Source organism: Paenibacillus thiaminolyticus (assembly GCF_007066085.1).
GTDB lineage: Bacteria > Bacillota > Bacilli > Paenibacillales > Paenibacillaceae > Paenibacillus_B > Paenibacillus_B thiaminolyticus.
On record NZ_CP041405.1, the window covers coordinates 3,343,570 to 3,368,863 of the forward strand.

20 protein-coding genes are annotated in these 25,294 nt (G+C 57.7%); 2 read left to right on the top strand and 18 right to left on the bottom strand.

Features of this window, described 5'->3' with window-relative positions; genetic code table 11:
* Positions 1-27: 27 nt before the first annotated feature.
* The 5 genes from FLT43_RS14985 to ychF form a co-directional block, all read right to left on the bottom strand.
* Complete coding sequence (locus FLT43_RS14985; RefSeq protein ID WP_087444387.1) at positions 28-1,206, bottom strand: L-threonylcarbamoyladenylate synthase; 1,179 nt, start codon at positions 1,204-1,206, stop codon at positions 28-30.
* A 211-nt stretch (positions 1,207-1,417) separates the two neighbouring features.
* Positions 1,418-2,209 carry a stage II sporulation protein R gene (spoIIR, locus tag FLT43_RS14990; protein ID WP_164776520.1) on the bottom strand — a complete coding sequence of 264 codons (792 nt, stop codon included), beginning with the start codon at positions 2,207-2,209 and terminating at the stop codon, positions 1,418-1,420.
* Between the two features lie 250 nt (positions 2,210-2,459).
* Positions 2,460-3,449 carry a peptide chain release factor N(5)-glutamine methyltransferase gene (gene prmC / locus FLT43_RS14995; protein WP_087444388.1) on the bottom strand — a complete coding sequence of 330 codons (990 nt, stop codon included), beginning with the start codon at positions 3,447-3,449 and terminating at the stop codon, positions 2,460-2,462.
* Positions 3,446-4,519 (bottom strand): peptide chain release factor 1, encoded by a 1,074-nt coding sequence (gene prfA, locus FLT43_RS15000; protein ID WP_087444389.1) that lies wholly within the window; start codon positions 4,517-4,519, stop codon positions 3,446-3,448. Before prfA ends, prmC begins: the two co-directional genes overlap by 4 nt.
* 125 nt (positions 4,520-4,644) lie before the next feature.
* On the bottom strand, positions 4,645-5,745 hold the full coding sequence (gene ychF / locus FLT43_RS15005) for a redox-regulated ATPase YchF (RefSeq protein WP_087444390.1): 1,101 nt from the start codon (positions 5,743-5,745) through the stop codon (positions 4,645-4,647).
* Between the two features lie 307 nt (positions 5,746-6,052).
* Here ychF and FLT43_RS29345 point away from each other — a divergent pair, with 307 nt between their 5' ends.
* On the top strand, positions 6,053-6,196 hold the full coding sequence (locus FLT43_RS29345; protein ID WP_164776518.1) for a hypothetical protein: 144 nt from the start codon (positions 6,053-6,055) through the stop codon (positions 6,194-6,196).
* Positions 6,197-6,311: 115 nt separating this feature from the next.
* Here FLT43_RS29345 and FLT43_RS15010 read toward each other — a convergent pair whose 3' ends face one another.
* From FLT43_RS15010 to FLT43_RS15070, 13 genes are all read right to left on the bottom strand, one after another.
* Positions 6,312-7,472, bottom strand: a complete 1,161-nt coding sequence (locus FLT43_RS15010; protein WP_087444391.1) for a hypothetical protein — start codon at positions 7,470-7,472, stop codon at positions 6,312-6,314.
* A 1,490-nt stretch (positions 7,473-8,962) separates the two neighbouring features.
* On the bottom strand, positions 8,963-9,946 hold the full coding sequence (locus FLT43_RS15015) for a hypothetical protein (RefSeq protein WP_087444393.1): 984 nt from the start codon (positions 9,944-9,946) through the stop codon (positions 8,963-8,965).
* A gap of 166 nt (positions 9,947-10,112) precedes the next feature.
* Positions 10,113-11,468: a sodium-dependent transporter gene (locus FLT43_RS15020; RefSeq protein ID WP_087444394.1), complete on the bottom strand. Its 1,356-nt coding sequence runs from the start codon at positions 11,466-11,468 to the stop codon at positions 10,113-10,115.
* A 577-nt stretch (positions 11,469-12,045) separates the two neighbouring features.
* Positions 12,046-12,876: an energy-coupling factor transporter transmembrane component T family protein gene (locus FLT43_RS15025; RefSeq protein ID WP_087444395.1), complete on the bottom strand. Its 831-nt coding sequence runs from the start codon at positions 12,874-12,876 to the stop codon at positions 12,046-12,048.
* Entirely contained in the window at positions 12,869-14,581 is a 1,713-nt protein-coding gene (locus FLT43_RS15030; protein ID WP_087444396.1) for an ABC transporter ATP-binding protein, read from the bottom strand. The genes FLT43_RS15025 and FLT43_RS15030 overlap by 8 nt, the downstream gene beginning before the upstream one ends.
* A 129-nt stretch (positions 14,582-14,710) precedes the next feature.
* Positions 14,711-15,274: an ECF-type riboflavin transporter substrate-binding protein gene (locus tag FLT43_RS15035; protein ID WP_087444397.1), complete on the bottom strand. Its 564-nt coding sequence runs from the start codon at positions 15,272-15,274 to the stop codon at positions 14,711-14,713.
* A 321-nt stretch (positions 15,275-15,595) separates the two neighbouring features.
* Positions 15,596-16,645, bottom strand: coding sequence for a type 2 isopentenyl-diphosphate Delta-isomerase (gene fni, locus FLT43_RS15040; protein WP_087444398.1), 1,050 nt, complete (start codon positions 16,643-16,645; stop codon positions 15,596-15,598).
* Between the two features lie 284 nt (positions 16,646-16,929).
* Positions 16,930-17,838 (bottom strand): L-serine ammonia-lyase, iron-sulfur-dependent, subunit alpha, encoded by a 909-nt coding sequence (gene sdaAA / locus FLT43_RS15045; RefSeq protein ID WP_087444399.1) that lies wholly within the window; start codon positions 17,836-17,838, stop codon positions 16,930-16,932.
* Positions 17,839-17,872: 34 nt separating this feature from the next.
* Positions 17,873-18,535 (bottom strand): L-serine ammonia-lyase, iron-sulfur-dependent subunit beta, encoded by a 663-nt coding sequence (gene sdaAB / locus FLT43_RS15050; RefSeq protein WP_087444400.1) that lies wholly within the window; start codon positions 18,533-18,535, stop codon positions 17,873-17,875.
* A 284-nt stretch (positions 18,536-18,819) separates the two neighbouring features.
* Positions 18,820-20,046, bottom strand: a complete 1,227-nt coding sequence (locus tag FLT43_RS15055; protein ID WP_087444401.1) for an MFS transporter — start codon at positions 20,044-20,046, stop codon at positions 18,820-18,822.
* A 238-nt stretch (positions 20,047-20,284) separates the two neighbouring features.
* A complete protein-coding gene (locus FLT43_RS29350; RefSeq protein ID WP_174818240.1) occupies positions 20,285-20,494 on the bottom strand; it encodes a hypothetical protein in 210 nt (69 codons plus the stop codon).
* 29 nt (positions 20,495-20,523) lie between these two features.
* A complete protein-coding gene (gene cls, locus FLT43_RS15065; RefSeq protein ID WP_087444474.1) occupies positions 20,524-22,035 on the bottom strand; it encodes a cardiolipin synthase in 1,512 nt (503 codons plus the stop codon).
* A gap of 251 nt (positions 22,036-22,286) precedes the next feature.
* Positions 22,287-22,961: a TorD/DmsD family molecular chaperone gene (locus FLT43_RS15070; RefSeq protein ID WP_087444402.1), complete on the bottom strand. Its 675-nt coding sequence runs from the start codon at positions 22,959-22,961 to the stop codon at positions 22,287-22,289.
* A gap of 519 nt (positions 22,962-23,480) precedes the next feature.
* Here FLT43_RS15070 and FLT43_RS15075 point away from each other — a divergent pair.
* A complete protein-coding gene (locus FLT43_RS15075) occupies positions 23,481-24,572 on the top strand; it encodes a M24 family metallopeptidase (protein WP_087444403.1) in 1,092 nt (363 codons plus the stop codon).
* The last annotated feature ends 722 nt before the right edge of the window (positions 24,573-25,294 follow it).

The following is a 25,294-nucleotide window of genomic DNA, read 5'->3' on the forward strand; positions in this document are numbered from 1 at the left end:
GGGGAAGCCGGCGGGTATCCCGCTCGTTCAGCAGCGGATAACGCGGTGGCCGGCGGCCTTCAGCAGCCGGTTCATGACCGCCAATCCGATCCCTTCGGTGGAACAGGCTTCCGCCATAATGAAGCCGACCCCTTCCTCGTCGAAGCGGCGCAGCCCTTCATACAGCCGGTGCGCAGCCTCCTCCGGCGCGGACAAGCTGCCCAGCGGGACGACGACATCCGCGCGGTAGGCCGCGGCATGCTCGGTGAAGGCGAGCACGCCGGTGCGCTCCCCGCGCTCGCGGGCGGCGTCGAGCTCCGCCTGGATGCGGCGGGCCGCGGCTTCCGGCGAGGCGCTCTGCACGATCGCGAGTGTGCCTTGAGGCGCATAGTGGGCATATTTCATGCCCGGGGAGCGCGGCGCAGCTAACGTCCCGCCGGCTACCTGCGCCGCGGGCTCCGCCAGTGCGCCGACCGGATCGACAGCCGGGTCGATCGTGATATCGGCGGCAATCTCGCGCAGCATGGCGATCGTCACGCCGCCGGGGCGCAGCACATGGATGCGTTCGCCGTGCAGCTCCACGACGGTCGATTCGACGCCCACGCCGGTCGGTCCGCCGTCGACGATGCCGCCGATGCGGCCGTCCAGATCCTCGGCGACATGCTCGGCCCGCGTCGGGCTCGGGCGGCCGGAACGGTTGGCGCTTGGCGCAGCTACCGGGCAAGCGGCGGCGCGGATCAAGGCCAGCGCCGTATCATGCGCCGGCATGCGGACACCGACCGTATCGAGGCCCGCCGTCACCCGCGGCGAGACGGCTCCGGGGCGCGCCGGCAGCACGATCGTAAGCGGGCCGGGCCAAAAGCGGTCCATTAGGCGCCGCGCCGTACCGCCGAACGGCTCGACCAGCTCATCCAGCATCGCCATATCGGCGATATGCACGATGAGCGGATTGTCGGACGGGCGCCCCTTGGCCGCGAAGATGCGTTCGACGGCCCGCGTATCGCGCGCGTCGGCGCCGAGGCCGTAGACCGTCTCGGTCGGAAAGGCGACCGTCCCCCCCGCAGCCAGCAGAGCAGCCGCCTCCCTAATAGCCGGCTGTCCCTCCAGCGGCTGCGCGGCGTCGACCGTCCAGCGCTTCGTCGCTTCTTCCTCAAGGCCTGCCGTACCCTCCGCAGCCTGGTCCTGGTCGGCTAGCTTCGGTTCATTGAATCGATTCATGACGTTCATTCCTTATTCTCTCAGATGGGGATCAACGCAAGAAAGATGCCAAAAGAGCTTCGGCATCTCCCAGTCCATCCCGTCGAATTGATGTCTTCTTCTAGTTGTACCATAATTGCCGAGAGCTCGTCCAGCATGCGGACCCGCCCCGCCCGCCCGCGACGGTCGGCAACCTAAGAAATCCGATAGCGAACCAATGGCATACAGAGGAACCTATAATTTAACCGATAAGAGCATTCCACACCTCTGCCAGCCATTGCAGCAAGCTTACCAGCATATCCCACAAAAAGAAGCGCACTTCTGTTCCGCCATCCGTACTTGGCTCCGCTCCCGGACCGGCAGAACCGCCGTCCACCCCGGCCGTCCCGCTGGCCTCGCCCGCTGAAGCTACATCCTGCCCCGTTGCTGCCGATGAGACGATTTCGCTTCCGGCACCGGAGTCCTCCGCCTTCGCCTGGCCCGTATCGCCATCAATGAAGCAGAGCGGCGGGAACAGTACGCACCACCAGTTCTGGCCTTCCCCCGCGCCCAGCGTAACGAGCAGCGCTTCGTACATGCCCGCCGGATAAACCTGGCCGCCGTACAGCTTCGCTGGGAACGGCACCTCGCCTAGCGTCAGCCTCGCCGAATACGGCATGCCTTCATCCGCCAGCGTTCGGGCGACCGTGTTCTCCAGCTCCTTGAGATGGGCGGCGATGAATTCCCTGGCCTCCTCCCGCGTCTGCGGAGCGGTTTGCTGCCCTGTCCAGCCGTTCAATTCCTCGACGATGCCATCCCGCACCAGCCGCTTCACCCGCTGATCGTCGTCCGTATCCGAATTCGCCAGCACGCGCAGCCGAATCGCATCCTCGGGTATCGCCGCTGCCGTTGTCTGTCCGGCTTCCGCCGTTGTTCTCCCTGCCAAGCCTGATTCTTCCACAGCCGCTGCCGCGCGGCCTTGATCCCAACGCATCCACGTCCCTGCGGCGACGATGGCCAGCAGGAGACCGAGTACGAACATCCGTGATTTCATGTTCTTCTACTCCTTGTGAGGTTGGGCGCGCCTCTTGTCTATCAGTATGTCCGGCAGCGGCACGATTAAACGTCCTTGATTCACAATTCATAGAATAAAAAAATAGAGTCCCTCCCCCCGGGCTCGCCTGGGAGACAGGCTGCGAAGGAAAGGAACTCTATCAAAAAGTAACATAATATTATCTAGAGATTTACACGCTTATAGGCATGCGTTGAAAGATTCGATCGATAGCCGCTCTTGGCTCCTGCGCTCAGCGGCCTGATTCTTCCGTGCCGTCTTCCGCTCCACCGCGGCCAGCCGCCTCCCCATCTTCCGGGCGCGAGGCGCGCACGCCGATGACATGGCGCTCGATGCCGGCCAGATCCGGCACGATGACGAGGCGCTCCCCGTACCCTGCCGCCTCCAGCAGCGCAGCGACATCGCGGGCTTGGCCCTGGCCGACCTCGAAGCCGATGAGGCGCGGCGGGCTGTCCAGCAGCGGCAGCATGGCGACGATGCGGCGGTACGGGTCGAGCCCGTCCGCTCCGCCGTCCAGCGCCGTGCGCGGCTCATAATCGCGCACCTCGCGCATGAGCCCGCCAATCTCGGCAGCCGGGATATACGGCGGGTTGGACACGAGCACGTCCAATCCGCTGCCGGCAAGCGGCGCCAGCAGGTCGCCCTCGCGCCAGCTCAGGCGCGCCGCTACGCCAAGCTGCCCGGCGTTGGATTGCGCCATGCGGAGCGCCGCGGGCGAGATATCGGTCGCCGTCACCTGCCAGGACGGCCGAAGATGGGCCAGCGTGCAGGCGATGGCGCCGCTGCCGGTGCCGATATCGGCCGCCCGCAGCGCGGTCCCGGCCGGCCAGAGGCGATCCGCTTCGGCCATGATCGCCTCGACCAGCAGTTCCGTCTCCGGGCGCGGAATCAGCACGTCCGGAGACACCGCGAACGGCAGGCCATAGAAATGCTGCTCCCCGATAATATATTGGGTCGGCTCGCCTCCGGCCCGCCGTTCCATCGCGGCCTCGTACGGACGGCAGGCCGCTTCGGGCATCGGATCGGGCAGCCGCACGAGATAGGCTGCCCGCTCCCATCCAAGCACATGGCGCAGCAGCAGCTCCGCATGATGCGGCGCATCCTCCACCCCGCCAGCCGCCAAAAAAGAAGAAGCCTGCACCCAGGCTTCTCTTATCGTTAACGGCCAGGCTAGGCGGAAGGAGCCCCGAGCTCCCTGCTCCGATCCGCCGGGCCGGCTCATGCGTGATTCTCCCGCTCCATCAGCTCGGCCTGTTCGGTCAGCGTCAGCGCCTGAATAATCTCTTCCATATCCCCGTTCATCACCTGATCCAGCTTATGCATCGTCAGGCCGATACGGTGATCCGTCACGCGGCTCTGCGGGAAGTTGTACGTGCGAATGCGCTCGCTACGATCGCCGGTGCCGACCTTGCTTTTCCGTTCGCCCGCATATTTGGCTTCCTCTTCCTGCCGCTTGATATCAAAGATCCGGGCCCGCAGCACTTGAAGGGCCTTCGCTTTGTTGTCGTTCTGCGACTTGCCGTCCTGACAGGTCGCCACGATGCCTGTCGGGATGTGGGTTACCCGCACGGCCGACTTCGTCGTGTTGACGGATTGCCCGCCGGCGCCGGACGAACAGAACGTATCGACGCGAATGTCCTTGTCGAGAATCTCCACTTCGACTTCATCGATCTCCGGCATGACGGCGACGGTCGAGGTCGAAGTGTGAATGCGGCCGCCTGATTCCGTCGCCGGAATGCGCTGCACGCGATGCGCGCCGCTCTCGTACTTCAGCTTGCTGTATGCGCCCTTGCCGGAGACGAGGAAGATAACTTCCTTGAATCCGCCCAGATCGCTGATATTCGCTTCCATCAGTTCCGTACGCCAGCCCTGGGCATCGGCGTAGCGTGTATACATGCGGTATAGATCAGCTGCGAACAGCGCCGCTTCGTCGCCGCCGGCAGCGCCGCGAATCTCGACGATGACGTTCTTGTCGTCGTTCGGGTCCTTCGGGAGCAGCAGCACGCGGATGCGCTCCTCCAGCTTGACCTTGCGCTCCTCCAGCTCTTCGATCTCCATCTTCACCATTTCGCGCATGTCATCGTCCAGCTTTTCCTGCAGCATGGCTTTCGCCGCATCCAGCTCGCTTATTACGTTTTTGTACTCCATATAGGCTTCGTACGCAGGCTGTAAATCGGACTGTTCCTTCGAATAGTCGCGCAGCTTCTTCGGATCGTTCGCCACATCCGGATCGCACAGCAGCTCGCTCAATTTGTCATAGCGATCCGCCAAAGATTGCAGACGGTCCAACATATCACGTTCACCTCTTTCTAATATGCAACTTTCTAACGTTCTATTTTCAATTACCCGATTACCCGGCTTGCCTGAGGCTACCAACAGCAATATGCCGCTGCCGGGCAATCGGCGCATGCTCTTATCTATACATTGAACCGGAAGTGCATGACGTCTCCGTCCTGCACGACGTATTCCTTGCCTTCCAGCCGCAGCTTGCCTTGCTCCTTCACAACGTTCATCGATCCGGCCGCGACCAGATCGTCATAAGACACCACTTCCGCCCGGATGAAGCCGCGCTCGAAGTCGGTATGGATGACGCCCGCCGCCTGCGGCGCCTTCATGCCCTTGCGGATCGTCCACGCGCGCACTTCCTGTACGCCCGCGGTGAAGTACGTATACAGCCCAAGCAGACGGTACGCCGCCTTGATGAGCCGGTTCAGACCGGACTCTTCCAACCCGAGCTCCTGCAGGAACATCTCCTTGTCCTCGCCGTCCAGCTCCGCGATCTCCGCCTCAACTTTGGCACTGATCGGCACGACCTCCGCATTCTCCTGCGCCGCGAAGTCGCGTACTTGCTGCACATACGGATTAGCGTCCGCTTCCGTCACGCCATCCTCGCTTACGTTCGCCGCATAGAGCACCGGCTTCATCGTCAGCAGATGCAGATCGCGGACGAGCAGCTTCTCGTCATCGGTCAGTTCCAGGCTCCGTGCCGGCTGATCATTGTACAGCACTTCCTTGAGGCGCTCCAGGACATCGGCCTCCTGGGCGAATTTCTTGTCGCCGCTCTTCATGTTCTTCTTCGTCCGATCGAGACGCTTCTCGACCGACTCAAGATCCGCCAGAATCAATTCCAGATTGATGGTCTGGATATCGCTAACTGGATTCACTTTGCCGTCCACGTGCGTAATATTCTCATCCTCGAAGCAGCGAACGACGTGAACGATCGCGTCCACCTCGCGGATATGAGCCAGGAACTTGTTCCCGAGCCCTTCGCCCTTGCTCGCGCCGCGAACAAGGCCGGCAATATCGACGAACTCGAATGCCGTCGGCACCGTCTTGTTCGGCACGACGAGCTCGGTCAATTTGTCCAGACGCTCATCAGGAACCTCAACCACGCCGACATTCGGATCGATCGTACAGAACGGGTAGTTGGCGGATTCCGCCCCCGCTTGCGTAATCGCATTGAACAATGTCGATTTGCCGACATTCGGCAGTCCGACGATACCAGCTTTCAAAGCCATTTATAATGACAACTCCTTCATTCGATGTGCTCTATCCATAAGTCCATTGTGCCAGCAGGATTCAAGGCCTGCCCTATCATTGACCATTACTGTATAAAAGACGCAAAAATTCCTTAACCATTATAACCAACAACACAAAAAAAACCTAGTCATCGACTGGATTTTTTCCGAATTGTCTACATATTCCGGGTTCGGCTCCCTGTGCGCGGCGAGTGGATAAGTCATCCGACATCGGCAAAAAGTAAGAACCGGGCCTTGATAACCGCCCGTATCAATAAGCTTAGGAAGAAAAGAGGTGCAAGAGACGATGGAAAATAAAACGCATCGCGGCAACTACAAAGGCACAACGAAAATGAAAGCCCAAAACCAGGACATGGCCTTCGTGAACGATAACGTCGAAGTTGCCAAGTCGGTCAATCCGCTTCCCGATAAGCGGGCAAGAGACAAATAAGAGGATTCTCCGCTTGCGGCCAACCGGCCACTGATCACTCGAGCCGAGGGAAGGCGGGCCGCCTCAGGCGGCCTTCCTGCAGCCGCAGCCGACGAGGTCTAGGTCAGGTAGAGGTCTAGGTCAGATAACGGTACAGACTCCGTATAAGACGGCTTGCTCCATAGCGCCCGGCATTCGGCATCTCCACCTGGTACTGCAGGCATAGCTTGAGCACTTTCGCGACGACGAGCGGCTCATTTTCCGGTTCGATCTCGGGCTCCGTGCCGCGGCCCCCCGCGAACAAGGAGGACAGCATCCCGTCTGCGACCAGCATCGGCCCGTTCCAATTCCACTGCAGCCACTCTTCATCCCATTGCACTGTCGAGGCCCCGATTTCCCAGACGACTTGCCGGGAGCGCTGGCGGTGTGCCTGAATCGTCCGTTCCAATGCCTTCATCCAAAATTCGGCCCGCTCCTCGCGCGATGCGGCTCGGGCAAGGGCCAGGCATGCAGCCTGGGCGCATACGGAAGAGATGGCGCCGTCTGCCCACGGGAATTGAATCCGGTCGAGCCGCGGCAAGGCGCAGCCTCGAATCAGCTGCTCCCACTCGTTCCGTCCCAGTCCCTCCTGCCCGGTCAACGCCATGCAGATGGAACGGACAGCTTCCTCGCTCGCATCGTCGCGGTGTTGACCGAACGCAAGCGAAGGATTGAACGGCTTATGAAGCCGGCGGCGGCAATCGGCAAGGGCAATTAGGCCGTTCAGCCTAACGCGGTGCGATTCCCCATGCAGAGAAGCGTCAAGCAGCATATCCTCTGCTTGCGGCGCTGCGTCCTGCATCAAGTGAATGACATAGATGGCCTGAATCGCCGTCTGCTCGTCTTCATGCAGGAGGGCGGTCCACTCTGCGAACCGATCCCGGAGGGCAGCCAGCCACCGTCCGGCCAACTGCTCCGCTTCATCCTCCCCTGCCTCGTCCCGGATCCGGGCGTTCGGCGTGACGCCGAACGGAAGCCGGCAGGTCGCCGTCACACGCAGCACCTGGGCAATGCCGTTCAAAATCGTCGCCTTGGCCACTGATTTGTTCTGCACGGTCAAAATATCGATCAGCGAATGGATCAACCCGCAGACGGCGATATCCATCTCATTGCCGTCGCTGCATAATTGTTCGAATAGCGAATGGGCCGCATCTGCCGATTGCTCCCGCGAACCGTTCTCCATCACGTTGAGCAATTCGGGCAAATAATCTCCAGAGCCGAACGCATGCAGCCATCCCGCATCATAAGCCGTCCCCATTACTCTCTCCTCCGTATGCCGCCCTTTCCATCGGGGCCGTGGTTTTAATTGCCATTATATCACTTCAGGCCCGGGAAGTTACTGAAAAATATCGGAAAATGTCGAAAAGAAAATGCCCGTTGGCCATAGCTCCCCTTATTGCCCCCTTCAAAAGTGGATAGAACTGCTGTTTCAATCGCCTGGGAAGCGGTGAAATCTATACTAGCATGACATTCTCCCCCTTTTCGAATAGATCGCACGGAACGCTCCCTGCAGCCTTGCGCCGCAGGGGGCGTTTCCATTGCGGGACGCATTCGGGATGTCCGGCATCCGAAGCAGGAACTCGCTGCTCCGTCGCGGGGCAAGACCGGATTATCCCCAAACCTTACCTTACATGAGGAAGACTCGCTTAACGTTCAAGAACATCAAGGACACGGCTAACGTTCCGGAGCATCAAAGACTCGCTAACGTTCCGGGGCATATTGGAAGATGCAAATATGCAGGATTTTCGCCGAAGCTGCCTAACGTGGCAGGGAAGCCTGCAAATCTACATCAATTTAATGCAATTATGGCTCTGAACCCGCCGTTACAGGCGAAAGGCTGCACCTTCAACTGTACCATTTCCCTAGACACGTCTATCCGGAAGGCGAAATCCGCAAAACTGCACATTTCTCCAGACACGCCTATTGGGTAAGCGAAATCTGCAAAACTGCACGATTTCTACAGACACCTATTCAGTAAGCGAAATCTGCAAACTGGACGATTCTACACCTATTCAGTAAGCGAAATCCTGCGCAACTACAGCAATTCGATATGCACGACTTGACCAGAAAGGGAATCCTGCAAAACTGCAGGAATTTCACCCGTTTCGCTCCGGCTTGAAGCAAGAGGGCCTAAAATGATGTAGATTTGCAGCAATTCCTTGGGATGTGGACTCATTGAGCCGAAATTCCTGTAAAATTGCAGCAATTCCCTCCACATATTCAAAACCCAGGAGGCCACGATGCCCCCTGAAGGGCAACGATGCCTCCTGAAGGCAATGATGCCTCCTGAAAGGCAATGATGCATCTTGAAGGCAATGATGCCCCCAGGATCCGACGCGGTCTCTTGAATCCCGTAAAATCAGGCCGTAGAAAAGTCCATGGGAATTTTCTCTACTTCATTTTTTATATGGTGATCTCGTCTCTCAGTAGGAAAAATCGACTGACAACGCTCCGAGTGCCAAGTTTTGATTAGGTAAGCGGAGATCTCCACCCATTCGTAAAAAACAGGGCTTTCCACCAGCCTGACACTCGCAGGAATTGTTCAGAAGTCACCCTCCAACGCAATAAAAAACTGTAAAATTGCAGCTTTGGCCCCCATGCAGACGTTATCCAGAAAGCGGGGACGCAGGCGCATAAGCCTAAAATAGGGCTAGAATCTGGATAGAACATAGAACAGTCCGGCCAGAATCACTCCGGCCGGACTGTCTTCATCCGCCTGCTGGTTGGCGGCGGATGCCCAAAATAATTTTACTCCGTTACGACAATTTGGTAGGCATAGCTCATCGGCGGCAGGGACAAGGTCATAAATTGCGCATGGAAGCCGATAACTTTTTGGCCGGCCTTCAGCTCGCTTACCTTCAGCTCCTGGCCGTCCTTGGTCACGATCGTCGTATCCTTATTGATGGACAGCACCAAATCGGTATTCCCGTCGGAATCCACATCCAGCCGAATGGACGCTTGATCGTCCTTTCCATTCACATCCAGAATCGTGCCTGTCTGGCGAACCGTCTCTTCCTTGACCACGATGCTGGTTGCATTGCTGATCGGAGGCAGGCTCCTCGTCATGACCGCACTGTAGCTGGCTTTCACGCGGACATTATTCTTGAGCGCATCGGCTGTCAGCTTGTTGCCCTTTTCATCCTTGATGACCGTCTTGTCGGTAATGTTCAGAATAACCGGGGTCTCGCCCAGCAGCTCGATGCGATCCTTGCTTGCGTTCACGATGATGCCATCCGTTTTCATTTCGTTCTTTTGCTCGTCATTGTCATTGCTTGGGCGCTCCACGACGATTTTTTCCGCCGTGCCTTGCGCCGGAATGCTGCGGGTCAGCTTCGGACCGTACCAAGCGGTCACCGTCCAGCCTTTTTGCACCGCTTCGTGCAATTGCGCCTTGTTGCCGTTCTGATCGACAATCGCCGTATCCTCCGTCAAGGCCAGCACCACCGTATCTTGCGCGTTGGCCTGCACGCCCTCGCCAGTCACCGTGGCGTAAGCACCGTTCTTGTTGATGCGGATTTCTTCCATTGTGCCTTTCGTGGCGAGCCAGTCCTGTTGGATTGGCCGATCAAGATCCTGATGCTTGTTGTCTTGTTGAGAACGATCTGCCTGTTGGCTGACGACCTGACCACTCACTTTGTTGATATTCTCTTGGGCCGCCGCAGTCAACGGCATGGCCGCCATCACAAGCATGCTTACTGTCAATATCATTTTTGTCCATGTACGCTTTTTCATCTGAATTCCTCCCTGTCGCGTCCTGTTCCTGCAATTTCCGCGCTTCACCCGTTGCATATCATGCGGGAGAATTGCCGCGTTCATTGTTACAGACGGGCCCAGGTTGGCAGATGTTGCACTTCGCCGTCATTTTTTTTCGGATTAAAGGACAAGGGATCACAAGCTGTCACAATATGCCGATGGAGGAGAGGAAAATGAGAATAATCAAGATCGGCGCGACATAGCGCATCATCGTTCCCCACACCCGTCCCATCAACGGACGGAGCCCGGCTTCCTCCTTGGCGCCGGTCCAGACGAAGCCGATCAGCAGCGTCACGAACAAGCCGCTTAACGGCAGCATAATATTGGAGGTGACGAAGTCGAGCCAATCGAACAGATTGCGTCCGCCCGGCTTCCAATCCGTCAATACACCGCCGGCCGCCAGCGTCGCCGGGAGGGCAAGGACGTACACCGCGCCCATGACAAGCATCGTTGCCCAGCCGCGCTTCATCTCGAAGCGCCGGATAAGGAAGGCTACCGGAACTTCGAGCAGCGACAGGCAAGAGGTAAGCGCCGCGATGGCAAGCAGAATGAAGAACAGCCCCCCGAACCACTCGCCATACGGCATCGAGGCGAAGGCGGCAGGCAGCGCCGCGAAAACAAGGCCTGGCCCCGCATTCGGCTCGATTCCGAACGTGAAGATCGTCGGGAAAATAATGAGTCCGGCAATCAGCGCATACACCAGATCCCCGGCCCCCACCGCCAGAGTAGCCGCAGGCAACGACTGATGCGAATCCACGTATCCGCCATACGTAACCATCGCCCCTATCCCGAGAGAGAGGGAGAAGAAAGCCAGCCCCAGCGCCATCAGTGCGGATTGAAAAGTCAATTTTGAGAAATCGGGATACAAAAAATAGGATATGCCTTCGGCGGCACCCTCCAGCGTTAATGTCCACACCAGCATGACCAGCAAAATGATCAGCAGTCCGGGAATGACGATTTTATTGAACTTCTCAAGCCCTCCCGTAATGCCGCGGGCAATGATGTAGCCGGTCAGCAGAAGTACGGCCAACTGCCACAGAACCGGCCCCCAGCCGGCAGTGAAAGCCGTGAAATGACCTGAATAATCCGGATCGGCATACAGGACGCCCGTCAACGATTCAAAGGCATAATGAAGCGTCCACCCCGCAATGGTGCTGTAATACGTTAAAATGAGAAAGGGAGCAAGCACCGCAATAAATCCGATCGCGCCCCAGCTTCTCTTTCCGGACAGCTTGCGGAAGGCCGTGACCGGATCCCCTCTGCCCGCCCGGCCCACTGTCAGCTCGCCCAGCAGCACCGGAAGCCCTACCAGCACAAGGCAGAGAATGAACAGGAGGAAAAAGGCGCCTCCCCCATTTTGTCCGGTGACATAGGGGAACTTCCACATATTTCCCAGCCCTACCGAGCTCCCGATGGCTGCCAGAATAAACCCGGAAGAGCTGCTGAATTGATCTTTCTTCTTGTCGATGCGACGATAAGTTGATTTTTGTTGTCTTGACATGCGTACCGATTGCACTCCTTGCTCTGCTCTATTTTTTCTAGGTTACCTGCAAACACCGGTCACTGCAATAGTTATGCCAAAAAAAACAAAGGAACTGTCCCATCGAACGCTTATAAATGACAAAGAGACAGGACGGGATTGCGGCAAAATGTGGAAGAAGAGAAGATGGCGGGGCCATGCGGCAGAAAAGAGATGAGACAGTGAAATCTTGTATCAACTCTTTTTACGAAGGGGTTGAGATTGTCCAGCCATTTTCTAAACTCGGCTCTTAAAGCGTTTTAAACCGATTTTCTTCTGCTAGAGGAGATCTGCCACATAAAAAATGAAGTGCCGAATACTTCCCCTGGACTTTCTCAACAACCTGAAAGCGCATCAATATCTCCGATTTTTGCTTTCTATCCATTGCTATGGCTGAGATTCCTGGGTTATGCAGAAAATGGATATCATATCCGAGAATGATTGAACAAACGGGCTTGGCCGGCAAATGCGGTATTCTTCGTTCAACAGGCCGGGGCTGTCTCACGGCAGTCTAATACTGCTGATGAGACAGCCCCGTTCGGTCCCGGCGCCGATCGCCTTAGGCGAAGGGATACCAGAATGTCCCGAATCCCTGAACGCGCGCTATAATCGCTACGATCAGCGCGACGGCGCTAATCGTTATAATGACGTAATCCTCCCGCTGCCATACCGTGGCCGAATACCAGGTGCGGCGCGCATGCTTGCCGAAGCCCCTCAGATCCATCGCATTCGAGATCGTCTCGATCCGATGGAGCGAAGACTGGACAAGCGGGATCGCGATCGAGATAAAGTGCTTCAGCCGCTGCGAGAACGAGCCTTCTCCCTTGCCAAAGCCGATCCCGCGCGCCTGCATCGCATTCGAGATGTTGCGGAATTCAGCCTGCATGTCCGGAATGTAGCGGAAGGCGATGCTGAACGCATAGGCGACCTTGTACGGCACGCCCACCCGGTTCAGGCTGCTGGCCAGCCGCGTCGGATGCGTCGTATAGATAAAGAGCACCGTAATCGGCATAAGGGACATATATTTCATCGAGAGTGTCAATACGTAGATGACCGTCTCCAACGTCAGCACGTTGTAGCCCAGATTGGCGATAACCGTCGTCGAACCGGTCACCACGCTCCCGTAAGCCGGTGTCACGACGAGGGTGAACAGCGAGTTGAACACATTGAAGACGATCATGAGCCAGACGAGCAGGCGAATGCGCCGCCACGGCAGCTTCGCGCTGACGAGCATGATGATGCCCAGCAGGAAAAGCGGCACGAAGACGCGCAGATCCTGGAACAAAAAGACGGCGACCGTCCACACGGCCAGCAGGAGCAGCTTGGCCGCCCCGTCCATCCGGTGGAACAGGGTGTTGCGGTCGATGTAGAGCATCCCCGCCTTACTCATGATGATTCACCTTCTTCTCATGTGCAATGAAATCGCGCACAAGCATCTCCGGGGCCGCGGCGCCCGTCAGCCGTGCCAGAGCGCCCAGCGATGTCTCCTTCAGATTCGCGCGCGCGATAGCGGATACATCCGTGAGCACCGATGCCGTCTCGCCGCAAGCGATGATGGCGCCGTCGCAGAGCACGGCGGCCCGCTCGGTATACTCCAGAGCGAGATGCATGTCATGGGTAATGAACAGGAACGACAGCCCGCTGTCCGCCAGCCGCGAGATGAAGCTCATAAATTCCGTATAATGCTTGTAATCCTGTCCGGCCGTCGGCTCGTCCAGAATCATCAGCCGCGGTTCCAGCGCCAGAATCGAAGCGATCGTAACGCGCTTCTTCTGGCCGTAGCTCAGAGCGGAAATCGGCCATTCCCGGTAGCCGTACAGACCGCAGATGCGGAGCGTCTCCTCGACCCGGGCAGAGACGTCCTCCTCGCCAAGCCCGCGCACGCGCAGGCCCAGCGCGACTTCATCCCAGATCATCGCCTGGGTGATCATATGATTCGGGTTCTGCATGACGTAGCCGATCTGCTGGCCGAGGCGGCGAATCGACCAGCTGCGGGTGTCTTCGCCCAACAAGCGGATCGAGCCGGACGAAGGCTTCGCAATCCCGGTCAGCAGATGGGACAAGGTGGACTTGCCCGCGCCGTTATTGCCCAGCAGGGCCAGCCTCTCTCCTTGCCCAATCGTCAGGCTGACTCCGCGAATGACCTCGCGCTCGCCATCGTAGGAATAGCGGACATTGTCCATCTCGACCAGCGGTTCGCGATCAGGCAGCGGCTTCACCGAATCAGCCGCAGCGGCGAAGGCGGCCAGGCGGAAGCGGTTGTCCGGATCCGCGCTGACCCGCTCGAGCGAGGACGGGCGATCTTCCGGCGCCAGCTCGCAGCCGGCATATTTGAGCGCGGTCACGTAGAGCGGTTCGCGCAGGCCATGCGTGCTCATGACGGAAGAAGCCAGAATCTCGTCAGGGGTTCCCGTCCGGACAATCCGTCCCTCTGCCATAATAACGATGCGATCGACGGGCTGCTCCAGCACGTCCTCGACGCGGTGCTCGATAATGAGAATCGTCTTGCCCGTCTGCTGGTGAATGTCCTCGATCAAAGCCATCGCATGCTTGCCGCTGGCCGGATCCAGATTCGCGAGCGGTTCGTCGAAGAGCAATACGCCGGCCTCCATCGACAGCACGCCCGCGAGCGACACCCGCTGCTTCTGTCCCCCGGACAGCTCATGCGGGCTATGTCCGATATGAGGCAGCATGTCGACGATCTCCAGGGCGCGGGCGACCTTCGGCTTCATCTCCGCCACCGGCATGCAATCATTCTCGAACGCGAAGGCGACATCCTCGCCGACCGACAGTCCGATGAACTGGCCGTCCTGATCCTGCAGAATCGTGCCGACGCTGCGGCTGATCTCGAAGATGCTCAGATCGGCCGGACGGCGTCCTTGCAGGCTGTATTCACCGCTAATCGTCCCGCCGTACGTAAATGGAATCAGCCCATTGATGCAATGGGCCAAGGTGGACTTGCCGGAACCGCTCGGTCCGGCAATCAATATTTTCTCCCCCGGATAGATATCCAGGGTGATATTTTTCAAAGTCGGTTCGGACAAGCTGCGATATTGAAAGCTGAAATCCCGAAACGAGATAAGCGGTTCCCTCATTATTTCGATAGCTCCTGTCACATGCTGCATGCCAATCCATGTTCCACCTGGAGAAGGTCCTGCAGGAGGACTTCCGCTCCCGCCGCAGGCCCCCTCCTATGCTGTGGAACTCCATTCGTTTCTAGCAGCTTATTTAAGTACCCGCAAATTCGAATTGCGGCGGTTCAAACGGATAAGACCAAGCACGGCCGAGAGGCCCAGCACTAAGTGAACAGCGATGTTAGCCAAAGTCGAAGCAACGAACTGGAGCCACATTTTGTCCGGCGCCTCTCCCAGCAAATACACATCCAGGATGCTAGACAGTCCGAAGCCGGCAGCCAGCGCCAGCGAACCGGTGATCGCGAGCGTCCAGATGGCGCCCTTCGTCGAACGGCCTTCGTTGACATCGAAAGATTTGTTTATGTAGACGAGCCCCATTCCGAATCCGGACACCGCGGATCCAAGCACCCATGTCCACCAGATCGTGCCGCCGCCCCAGGTCAAATCGGTAATGATATGACCGATGGCCCCGCTCAACAGACCGACGATCGGACCGAACATCGCCCCGAAAATGGTCAGAATCGCTATGGCCGGGCGCAGGCCGGTCTGCGGTACCAGCGGAATCGTAATCGTGCTTAGCAGGCCGTATAAAGCCGCTCCGATCCCGATGGCAACAACCGTTTTGGTGCTAAAGTTGAACATCGATTGCTTCATGCTTCAACCCTTCTTTCCTGGTTTGATATGTATCGACATTCGCCCGTTCGGCAGGCTTAGGAGAGCGATATGCGTAAAATCCGAACGTTTGATTGTGATTCCGATAATAATATAAAGGATATTCCAAAGTAAGGGTACAGTTTTTATTTCCCATAAATGAATGCGACTCACAGTTCTGGCAAGGCGAGCGGAACAAGCTGAGAGAGGTGCTTCACAGGCGCAGGTTGGACACCGCTCCGGGCCCGGTGAGCCGGGAGCATAAAGGAAGCCACAGGCTCGGGGTCTGTGGCCGCTGGATGTGTCCATTATAGCAGAGCTTGTCTAATTTGGCATCAGCCGGTTCGTGGCGCGCAGCTCCCGAATGCTGCCCGCTCCGATGCCGAACATCGCGATGCGGAGCTCCAGCTCCACCTGCGCGAGCACCTCGTCCACCGCCTCCTCCGAATCGGCGGCGGCGGCCAGCAGGGAGCGTCCGAATCCGGCCAGATCCGCGCCGAGCGCGAGCGCCTTCGCCGCATCCACGCCGGTTCGGAGTCCGCCGCTGGCGATTAGCGGCTGATGCGGCAGCGCCGCCCGAATAAGCCGGACGCTCTCCGCCGTCGGAATGCCCCAGCCGGCGAAGGCTTCGGCCGCGCGGCGGCGAATCGGGTCGGCCGAGCGCAGCTTCTCGACCTGGCTCCACGACGTGCCGCCCGCACCGGCCGCGTCGATGAATGCCGCGCCGGCTTCGGCGAGCTGCCGCGCGGTATCGCCGGCGATTCCCCAGCCGACCTCCTTGATGCCGACAGGAACGTCGAGCTGGCGGCATAATTCTTCAATACGACGCAGCAATCCTGAGAAGTTGACGTCTCCTTCAGGCTGGAACACTTCCTGCAGCGCGTTCAGGTGGAGAATTAAACCATCCGCTTCCACCAGCTCCACGGCGCGGAGGCATTCCTCGATTCCCATTCCCATGTTCAACTGCACGGCCCCGATATTCGAATAGATCGGCACCGTCGGCGCGATATCCCGAATGCGAAAGGTGCCCGACAATCCCGGATTCTCTACCGCCGCCCGGACCGAGCCTACGCCCATCGCCCAGCCCCGAACCTCCGCCACCGCAGCCAAGCGGCGGTTAATCGGAGCAGCTATACTGCTGCCCCCGGTCATCGAGCTGATAAGGAAAGGCGTGCGAATCCGCTTGCCCAGCCATTCCGTCGCCAGATCGATCTCCCGGAAATCCAGCTCGGGCAGCGCCTGGTGAAGAAAGCGGTAATGTTCGAGCCCTGTCGTGACCCCGACGCCATTCACCGCTTCCTCCAAACAAATGCGAATATGCTCCGTCTTGCGCTGCTCGGTTGCTCCTCCAGGATCCCGCTGCCGTTCTTCCATTGTGAACCTCCTTCATCTTCTTCCTGTATCATGAATGCAACGAATGCCGCGAACAGGAACCCGTCCGCTGCCGTTTCTGTCGCCCGCAAAAAGCCACCTTCGGCGATTTTTCAGCATCATTAGCATAGCAAATATGGATGCTATCGTATACGTTCATATATTTTGAAAAAAGGCCTTCGAACCAGGAAGGCGTCCCTTCCGGTTCGAAGACCTCGCAGTCTGTCATCACGATGCGGCCAAGTCCTGTTCGTGGAGCCGGCCAACTCGCGCTGCGGTATTGGGCATCACTCCGTCTGATCGGAATTCGCCGCGCCGGATCCCGAATTGTCGCCGAAAATCTCCTTCTTCAGCCGAATGCCCGTCGGCGTCGCCGCCAGACCGCCAAGCGCCGTCTCCTTCATCGCCATCGGCATGCTCTGTCCGATGCGGAACATCGCTTCAATAACTTCATCGCACGGAATGACGCTCTCCACTCCGGCCAGCGCCAGATCGGCCGCCACCATTGCATTGGAGGCCCCCAAAGCGTTACGCTTCACGCACGGCACCTCCACTAACCCGGCAACCGGGTCGCAGACCAGGCCAAGCATATTTTTCAGCGCGATAGCCATCGCGTTCGCCGCCTGCCGCGGCGTGCCCCCGGCCAGCTCGGCAATGGCCGCCGCCGCCATGCCCGCCGCCGAGCCGACCTCGGCCTGGCAGCCGCCCGCCGCTCCGCTGATGGATGCATTGTTCGCCACCACAAGGCCGAACGCGCCAGCCGTGAATAGAAACTCAACCATCTGCTCCCGAGTCGGGTTCAGCTTCTCCTTGAGCGCGAACAGCGTCCCCGGGACGACCCCCGCGGCGCCGGCCGTCGGCGTCGCGCAGATCAGCCCCATGGCCGCGTTCACTTCATTCGTCGCCATCGCCTTGCTGACCGCATCGAGCAGCGTGATGCCGCTTAATGCTTTACCGGCGGCGATATATTGCTGGACCTTGACGGCGTCTCCGCCCGTCAGGCCCGAATGGGACTTCACGCCTGATAACCCCCGGGCGACCGCTTGCTCCATCACATCGAGGTTGCGCTCCATCTGGGCGATGACCGCCTCGCGCGTCATTCGCTTCACTTCCATCTCTTGCTCTATCATCACGTGCGCCATTTTGCACGATCGTTCCTCTGCCAGCGCGACCAGCTCAGCCACATTGCGGAACATGCTTCATCACCTCTCCCTTAGATTGGACAGCGCATCAATCTTCCATGCGGAGCACTCGGTTCACGCCGGAAAGTCCGCGAATCTGCTCGAACATCGCTTCATCGATCATTTCGTCGGTCTCAATCACCATCAGCGCCATTTTGCCCTTCTCCTTGCGGCTGACCTCCATATGGCCGATATTGACCCGGGCATCGCTCAAAATCCGCGTCACCCCCGCAATGACGCCATAGCGGTCATGGTTCAATATAAGGATGGCCGGACACTGGCCGGACAGCTTCAGCTTGAATCCGTTCAGCTCGACAATCTCCACCTTCCCGCCGCCGATGGAGATGCCGCTCACTTCCATGTCCTCCTGGTCATCCGACAAGCGGATACGAGCTGTGTTCGGATGCTCCGGCACCGCATCTTCGGCCGTTATCTCGACCGTCATCCCGGCTTCCTCCGCCAATTGGAGCGACTGTGGAAGCCGGGCGTCATTCGTATCAAAATCGAGCAGACCGGCCACGAGCGCGACATCTGTCGCATGGCCTTTGTAAGTCTCCGCGAAGGAGCCGTACAGGAAAATATGAACCTTCTTCGGCTGTCTCCCGAATATGCTGCGGGCCAAGCGGCCAATCTTGGCAGCGCCCGCCGTATGTGAACTGGACGGTCCAACCATAATCGGACCAATGATGTCAAACACGCTGCGATATTTCATCGCGATTCCTCCTTCTACGCGTATCCATGATCGAATCCGGCTCCGCACGTCATATGATAGGATACGCAGCAGGGAGCGCATCCTGTACGGCGAATGATGAAATGAAAGCACTTTCAGCATCACCCTACCAATCCGGCGGCCGGAAGGCAAGCCCTCTTTCCGGCTAGATGTCCATCTAGAGGGGATTTTCGCATAAAAAAGACCGCTTTGCACGAACAAAAGCAGTCCGAATTGTCTGCCCGGTTACGGGCGGCTGTGCCGTGACGCCCCCACGCAGCCCACGATCACATCGAAGGACTTCCCGGATCCGGCATCGCCTCCAGCGGACGTTCCGGTATGCGGGAAGAGCGGACATAAGCGTAGATGATAAATAATGCCGACAGTCCGCCGAATACGAGGACCATATAAGAAAGCCCGATCGTATCGAGCATAAAGCCCGTCGCGAGCAACACGACCTGGAACATGACCCGGTCCAGCATCGTGCGGAACGAGAAGAAGCGGCCGTGATATTCCTTCGGGATCGTCTTCTGAAAATATGTCGATAACAGCGGGAAGAAGAAGCCCGCCGCGAGACCGAACAAGCCGAAGGCGAACAGTGCCATCCCGCGAATATCGGCAAAGAACAAGAGCGAATGTCCCAGCGCGCTCAGGAGAGCGAACAGACACAGCAGCTTGAGCAGTCCGCCCTTGCCCGAGATGCGCTTGACGAAGAAGGCGGCAGCGATGAAGCTAATCCCTTCGACCGCATACAGCCACCCTTTGATCTGGGTGTCATGATGAATCTCGCTGATGTTGATGACCATCAGATTGAAGCCGCCGATGAACAAGCCCGGTATGAATGACAGCCCAAGCGCCATGACCGCGACCGGCATCCGCTTGAGCATCGGCACGATCTCCTTGAAGCCTCCGCCCTTCTTCTTCCCTGCGGAGGCCGCCTTGCCGGACGGCAGATCCTCTTGCACGTTCAGGAAGAACGTCGATACGAGCAGCAGCGCATAGCCGACCATGGAAGCCACATAGAGCGACGCGAGGCTCATGACCGTCAGCATCATGCCGGCCAGCACGGTGCCGATAATCCGGGCGATGGTGGAGGCGTTCATATGGACGCCGTTCAAGGTCAGCAGGTCTTTGTCAGCTACGATGCGCGGAATCACGGATTGAAGCGCAGGGAAATAGAATGCCGCCGAGATCTGCAGCGTAATGTTGAACAGCACCATCCACAGCACGGAGTCGGTCGCCAGGGCAATGAACATGAAGCAGACGCCGGCCATCCGACCGAGACCGGCATAGATTAGCACCAGCTTCTTGCGCGACGAATCGATTACTTTTCCCGCATAGGGGCCGATCAGAACGCCTGCCAGCAAGCCGATGAACAGAATGATCGACTTCATGAAATCCGAAGGCACCCGATGCTGCATAAATTCAAGATTGGCAATAATGGAAGTCCATAGACCGAGGCCGGCCACGAACTCGCCACAGAGCACAATCCATACATTCCGATTCGTCCACATCCGAATCCTCTCCAATTCTATGTACAGATGGACTTATCATACCATGTTCACGCCCATGACAGGTAATGGTTCCATGCCGCTCAGCGCCGCCTCCCTGCGGCGTCAGACGGCCCCGTTCGGCTTTTCTAAGCTCAGGCCAAAAAGGCCAGCGGCCTTCCCTCCGATGACCTCTCTCGCGTCTATCCTGCATTCCATCATCATGCTCATCGCGTCGAGAGCGAGGCTCGACCCATTATCCCTAATCGGTGACGAGCAGATTGTTCCCCTGGCATTCGTGCTTCCATTCACACCGGTCGCCGCATTTCCGCCCCTTGCCGCGCGGAACGCACACCTCCGTGCCGAACCACATCGCACGGAGAGCCGGGCCAATCACGCTCGCCCGTGCCCTTGATCCGGGCTGCCCCGTTCGCCACGGATCGGCAAGAGATCGCGGGCGGTGCCCCGCCAATCGCGGCCCCGTCAGACTCCCGCCTCCACCTACAGCAGCGGCGAGAACAAGCGGGCTGCCGACTCGAGGAAGCGGGTAATGACTTTTTTGTTGGCAAATTGTTCATCCGAGATCTGCACGGCCGACTCCAAATCCTGCTGAAACTCCCGGGTCAGCTGTTCGACGCTCTCGGTCCGGATCAGCAATGCATTCACCTCGAAGTTAAGGTGGAAGCTGCGCATATCCATATTCGCGGTGCCAATCGTCGCCACTTCGCCGTCCACGATGATGAGCTTCGAATGGAGAAAGCCTTTTTCATATTCGTAGATTTGAACGCCCGCCTCCAGGAGACCAAGGAAATAGGAATGGGAGGCCAGGAACGGCAGCCATTTATCAGGCTTGCCCGGGAACAGCAGCTTCACCTCGATGCCGCTCAAGGCCGCTACCCGCAGCGCGGTAAAAATGTCCTCATCCGGAATGAAATACGGCGTCGCTATCCAGATCGAGCGCCGGGCCGAGGTCAGCATGGAGAAGAAGAGATTCTTCATCGTCTTGAATTCCTGATGCGGCCCGCTCGCGATCATCTGCACCGCGCCCGCCGTCGCCTCCACCGGTTCAGGCCGGAGATATTCCACCCCATAGAGCGCTTCTCCGCTCGTATGGGCCCAGTCTTGCAGGAAAATGATCTGCAGCGTCTGCACCGCGTCGCCGCGCACGATCATGTGCGTATCCCGCCAGAAGCCGTATGTCTTATTGCGGCTCAAATATTCATCCCCGACATTGAGGCCGCCGATGAACGCGACGTTGCCGTCAATGACAACAATCTTGCGGTGGTTCCGGTAATTGACCCGATTGGAGAAGATCGGGAACTTCACATTGCCGAAGACAGCCACCTGCACGCCGGCATTCCGAAGCTCCTGCAGGAAGGGCTTGCGCAGCTGCATGCTCCCGACCGTATCGATCATGAACCGGACCTCGACGCCGGCCCGGGCCTTGTCCATCAAAATCTGGGCAATGCGGCTTCCAATGTCGTCATCGCGGTAAATATAATATTCCATATGAATATGATGCTGGGCCTGATTCAGCTCCGCAAGCAATGCCCCGAACGTCTCTTCGCCGTTGTTCAGAATGCGCGTGTCCGACGCAAATGTAATCGGGCTCTTGCTGATGCGGCTGGTCAAGCGGAGCAGATGGCGCTGATCCGGTGTCATGGAAGCCAGCGCCTCCTCCCGCAGCTGCTTCGGCTCATTCTCCACGAAGGTATAGGTATGCTTGTCCTGCTGCGCCTTCCGGGTATACCGGCGGCGCTTGCGGTAATTTTGGCCGAACACGAGATAAAAGATGAAGCCGACGACAGGCACCACCGCCAGCACCAATAGCCAGGCGACCGTGCTGGAGGGATTCCGGTTCTCCATAAAAATGATGATAGCCAGCGTAACCACCGCGAGCGTCGTCATAATGCTCAGCGCCGTCGTGATATTTTGGCCAATCGTGCCATTCGCATAATAACCGAAAGCAAGTAACAAGATAAGAAATAGTCCAACTTGCAGCGCTCTTCTCATGACGAGGCCCCCATTCACGCCAATACGGCGCTTCTCTCTCAGGTATTTGTGAAGCATCTTGCGCGGCATTGCCGCATTTTCATCAGTTTCTTCTTTTTCCTATTATATTCGACAAGCGCTCCCTTGAATATGGGAATGAAATCCCTGAAAAACATATAAAAAAGACCTTTCCGCAGAAAGGTCCTGTATATCTGAATCGATTCCTTGACCGGTGTTCTGTATCTATGGCGGTACTTCCTGCGCGCCGCCGCTTACGCCGCCTGCCCGGCCCGCTCAGCCTCGCTGGCCATGAACTCCACCAGCAGACGCCCGATCGCGCGGTAGAGCGGATGATCCGCATGCCGCGCCAAGTCTTCGCCGAAGCGCGGAGCCCAGCGTGTCAGATGATCCAGCACGAAGCGCCGCTGTCCGTCCATGTAACGGTGGTAACGCTCTTCGGTCATGACATTGCCGAGCATTTTGCCAATCAGGACCGCCATGAACTCCAGCTCGATGGCGATATGATCATCCGGCTCGCCGTTCATCTTCTTGAAGTAGAGGCTGAATTCGGCGTAATGCTGCCGTACAATCTGAGCGTAGCTCTTCGGCAGCTTCTGTTCGTTGGCACGGTACATCGTCTCGCAAGGCGTGACAGGCAGCTGTCCCGAGCTTCCGAATAAGCGGTAATAGTCATCGCGCAAGGAAGAGAATACGGCGTACAATTCGCTTACCGACAAAGTATCCAACAACGAGCACAGGTCGCGGGCAGCCTCGGAATGGCGGCATAACCGCTTCATCCCTTCATGATTCCGCCAAGACATCAAGACATCGAGCGTTGGCATGTGACCCAGGAAATCGGCCAGCAATTGATATGCCGCCATCCGCGTCTCCAGCCGTTCAACAGTCTCTTCATTCCACTGTGCCGGTCGATCTGCCGCTAACAACATTGTCCGTCCCCTCCATATGATGATGAATTCCCTTACTTAACCATATTGTCCCATATCCGGTTGTGGAAAGCTGTGACGAAACACAAACATTCCCGCGCTTGAAAGCGCTGCATGTGAATCTTGTGTGAACAGCAGGGAATCTCAAGATTTTGCGTCACCGATTGGACAAACTTCCGTTCGATCACACGGCTATCTATTTTACCAGATTCAGGACATTGCGCCTACATGTAAAAAGTGGAACAAGGCCTTTCAGATGAAGCAATCAATATAGCCGATATAGCATTTTACCATATGAACGTTCTGATGAACATTCAGCAAGGGCAGTCCGGGATGCACCCGGGCTGTCCTCTTCGTTGCTGCCCTCTTTTTCCCGTCACGTCATGCCCTGTTAGCCAGGCCCCTAATAAACCTGCAATCTTCAGACGCGGATGATGCAAATGTACTCGCACGGGAAGCCATACTTATGATATGGTCAATGAAGAATAATGACTCGCCGCACTACGGAAAGGATGAAAAGCTATGAACGAGTCCTGGAACAGATTACGCACGGCAATGGATCAGGAGGGCCATGACGCCCTGCTCATTACCGATCCGAAGCATGTCTATTACTTGACCGGTTTCGCCTGCGATCCGCATGAGCGCTTCCTCGGCCTCGTCATCCAGCGGGATGCCGAGCCGACGCTGATCGTACCGGCCCTGGATGCGGACAAGGCTGCGTCCGCCTCCTCCGTCAAGAACATCGTTACCCATACGGATACGGACAATCCTTACGATGTGTTGAAGCCTTGCCTACCCGCCGGGCTGATGCAGCTGGCCTTCGAGAAGAATCATATCTCTGTCGCCCGGTTCGAGGCATTGGCCGCAGCGCTGGACGCCAAGCGCTATGCCGATGCGGGACCGATTCTGCAGGAGCTGCGCGTCATCAAATCCCCGGAGGAAGTGGAGCGGCTGCTGGAAGCGATCCGGGTGATTGAAGCGGTGCTGCTGGAAGGCGTAAGCCGCGTGCGTCCCGGCATCACCGAGCTGGATGTCGTCGCGGAGCTGGAATATTTGATGAAGAAAAAGGGCGCGGAACGGCCATCGTTCGACACGATGGTGCTGGCGGGCGAGAGGGCCGCGCTGCCGCATGGCGTTCCGGGCAATCGCGTCATCCGCGAAGGCGAGCTGCTTCTGTTCGATCTGGGCGTCTACGTGAACGGATACGCTTCCGACATTACCCGTACCTTCGCCGTCGGTGAAGTGAACGAAGAGAGCCGCCGCATCTACGATACCGTATTGGCGGCGAATGAAGCGGCCATTGCCGCCGTCAAGCCCGGCGTCACCTTCGGCTCACTGGATCGCACGGCGCGGCAGACAATCGAAGATCGGGGCTATGGCCCTTACTTCACCCACCGGCTCGGACACGGGCTCGGCATGGATGTGCACGAGTATCCATCCGTGCATGGCCGGAACGAGGATGTGCTGAAGACGGGCATGGTCTTCACGATCGAGCCGGGCGTCTATGTGCCGAACGTGGCGGGTGTGCGCATCGAGGATGACGTCATCGTCACGGAGGATGGCGTGCGCGTGCTCACGTCCTATCCGAAGGAACTGACCGTCATCGGGGGATAGCGGCTTCTCTTGCCAATGCTGCAGAAATACAGTTTTTCCACGGGCGCCGGAGTGAGTAAAGGGGATTCCTGCAAATGTACATTAATTTCCGCCGTTACCGCTTCGATAGGAGAGAAAATAGGCGAAAAGATGCAGATTTCAGGCTGTTGGAAAACCCCTGTTTTTTTCGGAGGGGTGATTACCTAATCGAGACTTGGCATTCAGAGCGTCATCGCCTTCTGGAGACATCATTGCCTTCAGGAAGCATCGTTGCCTCGTGGGGCTTGAACGTGTGGAGGGAATTGCTGCTATTTTACAGGAATTTCGGCTCAATGAGTCCACATTTCGAGGAATTGCTGCACAGCTACATCATTTTAGGCCCTTTTGAGCTAAGTCGAAGAGAAACGGGTGAAATTGCTGCAGTTTTACAGGATTCCCTTTCTGGTGAAGTCGTCCCTATCGAATTGCTGTATTTGAGCAGGATTTTGCCTACTGAATCAACGTATCTTGAGAAACCGTGCAGTTTTGAGGACTTCGCCTATCGGATAGACATTTCATTGTGCAGTTTTCAGGCACTTCGATTCAGATAAAATTTTTCTACTGAGAGACAAGTCCTGATGAAGTGCCCAAAAATCCTTGGACTTTCTCAACAGCCTGAGATTTTCAGGATTTTCACAGCATTTCGCTTCGTTAGAGCCAAAATACTGCATAAACGCAGGATTGAGCAATTCAGCCGCTATATT